Below are 6359 nucleotides of genomic sequence, written 5' to 3'. Positions count from 1 at the left end.
TCAATACCATACCAGACCCCAGATACCAAAAAATCAATCGGTTACCAAAATCACTACCCCCTCACTACCCCCAGCAACCTATACACACAACTTTATAATAATTAACCATCCCGAAATCATGGTTAATGTTTCTCAAAGATATAAATCGGGTTGTACATACAGGTTCTCAGGCAAAGTAGAACGCTCGGCCAGCCAGCAGGCCGGGCCAGTCTGAGCATTGAGGTACTTCTTGATAGATTGCAGGGCAGATTAAGATACGAAGGTTACCGGTGTTTCTATGCTGACCGGGCCGCTCCATCCAAAAACCAATGGTGACACGCCCACGGAGGTCAATTTTGGTATTGCTCCTCTCAATTTTCTAATCAGTTTTCACGCTGATTACTAACAGTACGATAAGAAAACAGCTTGGCTGCCGCAGGACGGGATCTTGGCAAAACCACACCGAATGAAGAAACACATACACACCAAGCCGTCTGATCCTGCAAAAACAGGCAGATTATTTATTTTCGAATAACCCCCTCGTACTGCAATATTGCTCTATTTTCAATAATGTAAAATTGAATTGGGCAACAGAGTTAGTAATTTTTTTGTACCAATATCGGCTCCGGAGAACCGGAAGCTGTAATGATACTTGCTGTCCGGCCCGCTGCTTCGCGATCGGAGAAAGGGCCAATAAGGATTTTATGGAGCCCGCTTGTTTGGTTAATACGAACCTGCTGGGTTATTGAAGGCAATGCCGACTTCAGCCGCATCAGATAAGACTGTGCGTTATATGCTGATCCAAACGCCGCGAGCTGCAAATAAAAATCTCCCTTATCCTCACCGGAAGCTGATCCCGGTTCAGCCCTGGATTCCACCTGTGTGAGAGCATTACCAGTGCTGCTGAAACGATCCGGAATGATACTTTCAACCTCTACCTGGGCACTGCCGTTTGCCAGAACACCAAGCTTATGCGCTGCCACATAAGACAGATCAATCAGACGATTCCCCAGAAAAGGCCCCCGGTCATTGATACGCACAACAACAGAATTCCCATTCTGTAGATTTGTAACACGCGCGTAACTTGGTATGGGCAGGGTTGGATGGGCTGCAGTCATGGTATACATATCATAAACTTCGCCTGAAGAAGTACGTTTGCCGTGATACCGCTTACCGTACCATGAAGCATGACCGCGAGCCTTATAAGGTCTTAGGGCTGTCATAGGCGTATAGGTTTTTCCCAGTGCTATATAGGGACGCATTGCCGCGGTTTTCAGCGGCTCTATACGGGGAATTGCATCAGGAACAGAATCCAGATTTGAAGGAGGATTTTGCTCCGGGCCATCATCCAGATAGTACCCTCCCCCTGCTCTGGCATGTGAATGTGTTGATGATTGACCCAGTCGCGGAGTATTGCTGCAGGCAGAAACGATGAATATCGTTACGACAGCTAAAAGGAAAAACAACGAATCCCTGCTCGCAGCTGAAAAACCATAATTAAAGTTTATTTTCATATTGTTATGTTTTAACAAGTTTGGGATGGGTATGAATACTCATCAGAATTCCAAATCCCAGCAATATGGTAACCATGGAAGTGCCGCCATAACTGATGAGTGGAAGTGGTATGCCAACAACAGGCAAAATACCACTTACCATGCCCATGTTGACAAATACATAAGTGAAAAGGGTCAAACTGATCGACCCAGCGACCAGCCTTGCAAATCGTGTTGGAGCCTTTGTCGTGATTACCAGGCAGCGCCCGATTACTATCAGATAAAGTGACAACAACAAACTGTTACCTATCAGCCCGAATTCTTCTGAAAATACCGAGAAAATAAAATCTGTACTGGGCTCCGGCAGAAAATCAAGCTGAGATTGAGTACCTTTCAACCACCCCTTGCCTGAAATTCCCCCTGACCCGATAGCGATGCTGGATTGTATCGTATGATAACCAGCTCCCAAAGCATCTTGTGACGGATCCAGCATGGTCATAATTCGCTTGCGCTGATAGTCATGCATGCCAAAATTCCAGAGCAATGGCATACTCACTGCTGCTGCCACAACCAAACCAGCCAGAATCCGCCATGGCAATCCCGCCAGGAAAATTACATAAAAACCGCTGATCAGGATAAGCAGAGCAGTCCCTAAATCAGGTTGACGTATAATTAACAAAACCGGAAGCAGTAAAATCAGCGCTGCAACGACATAATCACGCCAGCGCAATGTAATATGTGCTTTATCAAAATACCACGCCATCATGAGCGGCACCGCAATCTTGAGTAACTCGGAAGGTTGAACATGCACAAATCCGAGGTTCAGCCAGCGGCGTGCGCCATTCTGGATCTCACCAAATAACGCCACAGCAACCAGCAAAATAATACCCAGCACGTAAACCGGCAAGGCTAACCGCATAATCTGCTGAGGCGGGATGTTGGCCACCGTCCACATCACCACACATGCAATCACCATATTGATCAGCTGACTGATTACTCTGGCATGGCTCCCGCCGGCAGCACTGTAAAGCACTATCAGGCCGGTCAACATAAGCAGAAAAATCCCGGCAAGCAAGAAATTATCAATATAGCGAACGAGGTAATGCCATATTTTTCTAATATCCGGGGAGCTCATATTATGCCGGGATCCTAAAATTCACAGCGGCTTTCCGAAATTTACAACAGCCATAAAGCAGCAACCTTTTTATATCGCCAATCAGATCTTTCCGGAAACAGCTTATACCCTACCCTGCTTTTTCAGCAGACTCCGGCATTTTCCCAAGAAAAAAATAATCCAGCACCTTACGAGCTATCGGTGCTGCGGTCGAACCTCCTGATCCGCTGTTTTCAACCAGAACCGTCAGAACGATCCTGGGATTCTCTACGGGCGCAAAAGCCGTAAACAGAGCATGATCCCGGTGTCGTTCATTGATTCTACTGGCATTATAACGTTCGCCCTGTTTGATATTAACCACCTGAGATGTACCGGTCTTGCCAGCAAAAGTATAAGCAGCGTTAGCACCTGCACGTGAAGCCGTGCCACCAGGACGAGTAACATCAGCCAACGCACGCTTAACATAATCCAGATATTCCTGCTTCACATTAAGCCGATACATTTCTTCTGCAGAACTATCCTCGACAAGCCCCTTGTAATGATCCACCTGCTGCTTAACGAAATGCGGTCTATAGGCCTTGCCGTCATTTGCCAGCAGCATCATGGCAAAAGTCAGCTGCAGTGGTGTAGCCAGATTAAACCCCTGGCCAATGCCCACCGAAATGGTGTCGCCTGGCAGCCAGTTCTGTTTGAACCGCTTTTTCTTCCACTCCGGTGATGGTAGTAACCCGGTAGCTTCTCCGGGAATATCAATACCGGTCTCCTTACCAAAACCAAACTGTCCAATAAAATTATGAATATTGGTTATCCCCAGATCATGCGCAAGCATGTAATAGTAGGTATCACATGAAATAACCAGAGATTTATGCAGATCCACCCAGCCATGCCCTCCCGGTTTCCAATCACGAAAACGGTGCGAACTGCCGGGCAAACTAAAAAACCCCGGGTCACTGAATGAATAACGAATAGAGCGCTTCCCCAGCTCCAGCCCGGCCAGCGCCATAAATGGCTTAAAAGTGGAGCCCGGGGGGTACACCCCACGCAATGCGCGATTATTCAACGGGCGATCAATGGACTCATTAAGCAAGCGCCAGTTAGCATGATCAATGCCATCTACAAACAGATTGGGGTCAAAACCCGGCTTACTGACAAACGCAAGGATTTCGCCACTGGTTGGATCCAGCGCAACCAGGGCGCCGCGATAATCTCCGAAAGCCTGTACCGCCGCCTGCTGCAATCCAATATCGAGAGAAAGCGTAAGATCGTTCCCGGCCACAGGAGCCACACGGGACAAAGTTCGTACAGAACGGCCAACTGCATCAGTTTCAACCTGCTCAAAACCCGTCTGCCCATGCAAAGCACCCTCATAGCTTTTTTCAACACCAATACGCCCGATATGTGTAGAGCCACGGTAATTTTTCAGCCGTTTATCCGCTTCCAGCTGTTCCAGATCTCTGTCATTGATCCGACCAATGTAGCCAATCACATGAGAAATCAACTCTCCTTTCGGATAATGCCTGAGTGGGTAAGCCTTAATATCCATCCCGGGAAAACGATACTGATTCTCTGCAAAACGAGCTACCTCAATCTCTGTTAAGCGGGAACGTATAGGCAAACTTTTAAATCGCGTACTTTCCCGTTTTAATTTATTAAAACGCTGACGATCCTCCGGAGTAATTTCAATCACTGTTGCCAGTTCATCAATAGCCGATCCAAGGTTTTTAACCTGATCAGGAATAATTTCCAGCGTGTATGCCGTGTAGTTTTGCGCCAGGATTTCTCCGTTACGATCGAATATGAGCCCGCGGTTAGGCGTCAACGGCTGGATAGCAATACGATTTGCTTCTGCAAGCGTCGTATAGTGCTCGCTTTGCAATACCTGCAAATAAAAAAAGCGGCTGAACAATAAAACAAACAAAACCACAACGACAACTGCACAAATAGCCAGCCTGATACGAAAAGATCGAATTTCCTGTGTATGATCACGCAACTCAACAATTTCATTCATATTTCATCAGGCTCAATTCGTTGCTTCCGAAAACTCCCCAGCAAAAATACGAGCAAAGGCCAGCATAGCGCTCCAGTCACACTGGCAAGCAGAAGATACCACTCCGGAATATAAGTCCCCGCCAGAATTCCGGTCAAAAATAATACTGCCTGCCCAAGCAAAAGCACCCACAAGACAGCAGGAATTTGTCGAAAAGCATTAAACAGCCGTAAGCGCCGATGCAAAACCAGCGCAAAAAAAGTAATGAGGCAGTAAGCAATTGCATGCTGTCCCATAATACTGGTATCAATCACATCCATTACCAGCCCGCATAAGAAAGCAACACCCAACCCCATTTGCTGCGGCTGATGGATGTTCCAGTAAAGCAGCATCAGCGCTAAAAAATCCGGTCGCAGCGCCAGCATCACCTTATCAAACGGCATCAGGTTAATTAAAACAGCTGCCAGCAGACTCAGATAAATCAGGGATTTTTTTGCAGGTAGCAGAAATTCCTGGGTAACATACTCATATCCCGTGGTTCTTGGTTTGCCGGTTTCTCTGTGGCGCATAGGACTCGGGGTTGTCTGAAGTTTTTGGAGCAGATGCAGAATCAATCAGGATAAGCACTTGTCTATGACGATCTACTCCCGCTACGGGGATGCATATAATACGCGCAAATTTATGCGAGCGATCATACTCAATATGAGTTACCCGCCCTACAGGCAGTCCAGCCGGGTAAACACCACCAATCCCGGAAGTGGTCAATAGATCACCCTCCTGAATATCTGTGTTGATTGATAAAAAACGCAGCTCCAGTTCACTGTTTTTACCGGCACCGGAAACCACTGTTTTTAAGCTGTTACGATCAATCTGCACGGGGACCATATAATTTTTGTCGGTAATCAGTGTCACTTCTGACGTCCAGGGAAAAACCTGTGTCACCTGACCGATCACGCCGAGGTCATCAATCACAACCTGCCCTGGCCTGATTCCCCTGGAACTGCCCTTATCCAGGGTTATCTTGCGACTGAACGGATCTCGCGGGGTATAAAGTATTTCAGCCAGAACGGTTTGCATTTCCGTTTGCCTGGCAGCCCCAAGCAGTGCACGCAAGTGCTCATTCTCACTGGTCAAAGCCTGCAGCCGGAAAAAATCACGCCGGCTGTTCAGATACTCACGCCTGAGGTGGTTAATTTCTTCCACGAGTTTAAAATCGGCAATATACTGATCCAGTCTCTCCTGCAGTGAAAAAGGCAGATACGCCAGTTTCTGCAATGGAAAAATAACCGTTCCGATTATTCGCCGCACTTCTGAAATGAAGTCTGACCGGGAATCCGCCACCATGATGGAAATGGACAGTAACACGAAAAAAAACAGCCGTGCCAGCGGACTCGGGCCTGTCTTGAAGAACTGCGGGGAAGTTTGCATGTAGCCTCTCTCAGTATTTCCACATCCCGAGTAGATAACCCTGTGCCTGATGGCCTGAGACAAAATTGTCGATGATCAGGAAATTCAGATAAACGGCATATGTCACTGGAGTATACCAAAGCTCCCGGCACAAGCACACGATGCGGCAAGACAACCGCAGAGCAAAGGGTAACCTGAAAAGTCAGACTGATGTACCGAAACCGCTACTCTGTCAAATCAGCCAGACCAGCAATAGCGACAAAAAATCCTTTATACAATACAATACAACTACAGGTTCTGGCAGTTACACAATGATCGCAACTGTCTGCAAAATCTGAAACCTGATGCAATATACGAGCGCTTTTATGGCTTGAGAAAA

The 6359-nt window shown here is 47.1% G+C and carries 5 protein-coding genes; all 5 read right to left on the bottom strand.

Annotated features, from left to right (window positions below; genetic code table 11):
* Nucleotides 1-575 precede the first annotated feature (575 nt).
* On the bottom strand, nucleotides 576-1493 hold the full coding sequence (locus IT527_RS04330) for a septal ring lytic transglycosylase RlpA family protein (protein WP_292967045.1): 918 nt from the start codon (nucleotides 1491-1493) through the stop codon (nucleotides 576-578).
* 4 nt (nucleotides 1494-1497) lie between these two features.
* Nucleotides 1498-2607, bottom strand: a complete 1110-nt coding sequence (gene rodA / locus IT527_RS04325) for a rod shape-determining protein RodA (RefSeq protein ID WP_292967042.1) — start codon at nucleotides 2605-2607, stop codon at nucleotides 1498-1500.
* 109 nt (nucleotides 2608-2716) lie between these two features.
* On the bottom strand, nucleotides 2717-4594 hold the full coding sequence (mrdA, locus tag IT527_RS04320; protein ID WP_292967040.1) for a penicillin-binding protein 2: 1878 nt from the start codon (nucleotides 4592-4594) through the stop codon (nucleotides 2717-2719).
* Nucleotides 4591-5142, bottom strand: coding sequence for a rod shape-determining protein MreD (gene mreD, locus IT527_RS04315; RefSeq protein WP_292967038.1), 552 nt, complete (start codon nucleotides 5140-5142; stop codon nucleotides 4591-4593). The genes mrdA and mreD overlap by 4 nt, the downstream gene beginning before the upstream one ends.
* Nucleotides 5099-6001, bottom strand: a complete 903-nt coding sequence (mreC, locus tag IT527_RS04310; protein ID WP_292967035.1) for a rod shape-determining protein MreC — start codon at nucleotides 5999-6001, stop codon at nucleotides 5099-5101. Before mreC ends, mreD begins: the two co-directional genes overlap by 44 nt.
* Between the last annotated feature and the right edge of the window lie 358 nt (nucleotides 6002-6359).

Source organism: Nitrosomonas sp. (assembly GCF_020852615.1).
In the GTDB taxonomy this organism is placed as follows: Bacteria; Pseudomonadota; Gammaproteobacteria; order Burkholderiales; family Nitrosomonadaceae; genus Nitrosomonas.
The sequence above is the reverse complement of the archived record's forward strand: the minus strand, read 5'-3'. Positions and strand labels throughout refer to the sequence as shown.

Excerpts from the sequence above, each read along its gene's own strand:
- IT527_RS04330 (WP_292967045.1), bottom strand. The coding sequence starts at position 1,493 with ATGAAAATAAACTTTAATTATGGTTTTTCAGCTGCGAGCAGGGATTCG.
- rodA (WP_292967042.1), bottom strand. The coding sequence starts at position 2,607 with ATGAGCTCCCCGGATATTAGAAAAATATGGCATTACCTCGTTCGCTAT.
- mrdA (WP_292967040.1), bottom strand. The coding sequence starts at position 4,594 with ATGAATGAAATTGTTGAGTTGCGTGATCATACACAGGAAATTCGATCT.
- mreD (WP_292967038.1), bottom strand. The coding sequence starts at position 5,142 with ATGCGCCACAGAGAAACCGGCAAACCAAGAACCACGGGATATGAGTAT.
- mreC (WP_292967035.1), bottom strand. The coding sequence starts at position 6,001 with ATGCAAACTTCCCCGCAGTTCTTCAAGACAGGCCCGAGTCCGCTGGCA.